The organism is Veillonella sp. CHU110 (genome assembly GCF_003992255.1).
GTDB lineage: Bacteria > Bacillota > Negativicutes > Veillonellales > Veillonellaceae > F0422.
The window spans coordinates 1-3,356 of the sequence record NZ_RQVA01000030.1 but is presented as its reverse complement, the minus strand read 5'-3'; the positions used below and the strand labels follow the sequence as shown (position 1 = coordinate 3,356).

The following is a 3,356-nucleotide window of genomic DNA, read 5'->3' as shown; positions in this document are numbered from 1 at the left end:
ACATTGTTCAATGCTGTTGGGCTTGTTGTGCCTGTTTTGTCTGCTGCTGGATTTGGATTTACCAAGGCAGTTTTCAATGGTTCTGTAGCTGGATCGATTGCTTTGATTACAGTACCATCGGCTGTAATTGGGTTACCATCTTTATCTGTACCTGCTGCTGGTGTGCCATCCTCTGCTAGTGGTTGACCTTTTTCGTTAACTTTGTAGAATTTGTCACCCACTTTAGATACTGGTTTTCCATCTTCATTTGTGTATGTTACAGGCAATCCTGTTACATTGTATGTTACCTTACTTGTCGTACCATCTTCAGATGTTGTTACCACAGCTGTCGTATTTGCACCATTAATGAAGTTTACAGTATCGTATGGTTTTACGAAGTCTTTCGCTGTTCCATTTTCTTGTAAATTCCAACCTGCGTTTAATACGTCACCTACTGTGGCTACATTATTAGGATTGATGTATTTATCACCATCTTTAGTTGTTGTGTTTGGTGCAGCTGCTTCTGCTTTTGGTGCTGTTGTATCTTTTTTAGCGCCATCCAAGTTGCCTGCTACGTTGGCTAATGTAGCTGGTTTTGTTGTTCCATCAGGACTATTAACAGATGTAATTACCTCTGTGCCTGGAACTTCTTGGTCATTATCACCTTTTCCATCTGGAGTTGTGTGGTATGTAATAGCACCGTTTTCACCTTTAATTGGATATACTTTTGTACCATCTGCTTTTGTATATACAACTGGTGTTGTTGCGTTATTAGTGGATACTTGGTCATCTACATTCACAGTGATCGTACGCACACCGTCTTTAGTTTCCCCAGATACGATAGCTGTGCCTGTACCTACGAATTTCACTTCGTTTGCATTTTTCACTGTTGCGGAATATGCCGTATCTAAATCACCTGTTGTTTTATCAGCGGATACAATCCAGCCCATGTTACGTAAGTCACCTACTGTCGCAGCTGTGTTGTCGCTTACTTTTGGTGCCGCACCATCTGCTGGTGTAGATAAGTCGATTAATCCTGTATTGGCAGGTGTTGTACCTTCTACTGGTTTACCATCTACTTGATCCCCATATTTGTTCAATCCAGATGTTACATTATTCAATGCTGTTGGACTTGTTGTACCTGTTTTATCTGCTGCTGGATTTGGATTTACCAATGCATTTTTCAATGGAGTAGTTGCTGGATTGATTGGTTCAATCTCAGTACCATCTTCATCTACTAATTTACCAGCATCATTTGTTTTCACTGCTGGCTTACCTGCTTCGCTAATTGGTTGACCTTGTTCATTTACTTTGTAGAATTTGTCACCCACTTTGGATACTGGTTTGCCGTCTTCAGTTGTGTAGGATACAGGTAATCCTGTTACGTTGAAGGATACATTACTTACAGTACCTTCCGCATTAGTTGTCACAACAGCTGTTGTATTACCACCGTTCACAAAGTTTACTTTGTCGTATGGTTTTACGAAGTCTTTCGCTGTTCCATTTTCTTGTAAGTTCCAACCTGCGTTTAATACGTCACCTACTGTGGCTGCATTGTTAGGATTGATGTATTTATCGCCATCTTTATTTGTTGTGTTTGGTGCAGCAGCTTCTGCTTTTGGTGCTGTTGTATCTTTTTTAGCGCCATCCAAGTTGCCTTCTACATTTGTTAATTGTGTTGGACTTGTTGTACCTGTTTTGTCTGCTGCTGGGTTTGGATTTACCAATACATTTTTCAATGGAGTAGTTGCTGGGTTGATTGGTTCAATTTCAGTACCATCTTCATCTACTAGTTTGCCAGCATCATTTGTTTTTACTGCTGGTTTACCTGCTTCACTGATAGGTTGACCATTTTCGTTCACTTTGTAGAATTTGTCGCCTACTTTAGATACTGGTTTTCCATCTTCAGTTGTGTAGGATACAGGTAATCCTGTTACGTTGAAGGATACATTACTTACAGTACCTTCCGCATTCGTTGTAACAACTGCTGTCGTATTGCCACCGTTCACAAAGTTTACTGTGTCATATGGTTTTACAAAATCTTTCGCTGTGCCATTATTTTGTAAGTTCCAACCTGCATTTAATACGTCACCTACTGTGGCTGCATTATGCACATTAACTTGATCAGCAGCACTTCCTAACGTTGGCGCTGCCTGTTCTGTAGTTGGTGTATCAGTACCTGTTTTAGCGCCGACTAAATTACCTTCTACATTTGTTAATTGTGTTGGACTTGTTGTACCTGTTTTGTCTGCTGCTGGGTTTGGATTTACCAATGCATTTTTCAACGGAGTAGTTGCTGGATTGATTGGTTCAATCTCAGTGCCATCTTCATCTACTAATTTACCAGCATCATTTGTTTTCACCGCTGGTTTACCTGCTTCACTGATAGGTTGACCTTGTTCGTTCACTTTGTAGAATTTGTCACCTACTTTAGATACTGGTTTTCCATCTTCAGTTGTGTATGTCACAGGTAAGCCTGTTACGTTGAAAGATACATTACTTACAGTACCTTCCGCATTCGTTGTAACAACTGCTGTCGTATTGCCACCGTTCACAAAGTTTACTGTGTCATATGGTTTTACGAAGTCTTTCGCTGTTCCATTTTCTTGTAAGTTCCAACCTGCATTTAATACGTCACCTACAGTAGCTGCATTGTTAGGATTGATGTATTTATCGCCATCTTTATTTGTTGTATTTGGTGCAGCAGCTTCTGCTTTTGGTGCCGTTGTATCTTTTTTAGCGCCATCCAAGTTGCCTGCTACGTTGGCTAATGTAGCTGGTGTTATTGTGCCATCAGGACTGTTGACAGATGTAATTACCTCTGTGCCTGGAACTTCTTGGTCATTATCACCTTTTCCATCTGGAGTTGTATGGTATGTAATAGCACCGTTTTCACCTTTAATTGGATATACTTTTGTACCATCTGCTTTTGTATATACAACTGGTGTTGTTGCGTTATTAGTGGATACTTGGTCATCTACATTCACAGTGATCGTACGCACACCGTCTTTAGTTTCCCCAGATACGATAGCTGTACCTGTGCCTACGAATTTCACTTCGTTTGCATTTTTCACTGTTGCAGAATATGCATGTTCCAAATCACCTGTTGTTTTGTCAGCAGATACAATCCAGCCCATGTTACGTAAATCACCTACTGTCGCCGCTGTGTTGTCGCTTACTTTTGGTGCCCCACCATCTGCTGGTGTAGATAAGTCAATTAATCCTGTATTAGCAGTTGTTGTACCTTCTACTGGTTTACCATCTACTTGATCGCCATATTTGTTCAATCCAGATGTTACATTGTTCAATGCTGTTGGGCTTGTTGTGCCTGTTTTGTCTGCTGCTGGATTTGGATTTACCAAGGCAGTTTTCAATGG

1 protein-coding gene is annotated in these 3,356 nt (G+C 40.6%); it reads right to left on the bottom strand.

Translation table 11 applies throughout. The annotated features are described in order from the left end of the window. On the bottom strand, positions 1–3,356 hold a 3,356-nt coding region (locus tag EO122_RS08075), incomplete at both ends, for a Hia/Hsf adhesin N-terminal domain-containing protein (RefSeq protein ID WP_206168525.1).